The 506-nt window shown below is 43.7% G+C and carries 1 protein-coding gene and 1 pseudogene; both read left to right on the top strand.

Features of this window, described 5'->3' with window-relative positions; genetic code table 11:
• The coding region (locus AB4585_RS23575) for a ComF family protein (RefSeq protein WP_372171197.1) at window positions 1–136 on the top strand (136 nt) is incomplete at its 5' end.
• A gap of 155 nt (window positions 137–291) precedes the next feature.
• Window positions 292–506, top strand: a pseudogene (locus AB4585_RS23580) (Fe-S biogenesis protein NfuA); the annotation flags it as partial.

Below are 506 nucleotides of genomic sequence, written 5' to 3' on the forward strand. Positions count from 1 at the left end.
GCCTCACATTGCGCTGGTGGACGATGTGGTGACTACGGGAAGTACGGTGGCAGAGGTGTGCTTGCTGCTAAGAGAGCAGGGTGTGAAGCGAATCGATGTTTACTGTATTTGCAGGGCATCAAAGCCCATTTCGTGACAATTACATGTTCATCTGTGTATTTTGACTGTCGTGTCACATTTGTGATTATCAAATAAATAGCGTTAATGGTTCATTGCTATTACATGTTTGAAAAAAAAATCTAACGGAGTAGAATACCATTAATAACCTACAGAATTACTCAGGTATTTATCGTGTCTAATACAATTACTATTACAGAAACTGCGCAATCGCACTTCGCTAACCTGCTGGCACAGCAAGCAGACGGAACCAACATTCGAGTATTCGTGGTCAACCCAGGTACACAGAGTGCTGAGTGTGGCGTATCTTACTGTCCACCGGAAGCGGTAGAAGCAACAGATACTGAATTCCCATACGAGGCTTTTTCTGCGTATGTGGACGAGTTAAG

The organism is Vibrio sp. 10N.222.49.C9 (assembly GCF_041474985.1).
Taxonomy (GTDB): Bacteria; Pseudomonadota; Gammaproteobacteria; order Enterobacterales; family Vibrionaceae; genus Vibrio; species Vibrio crassostreae_C.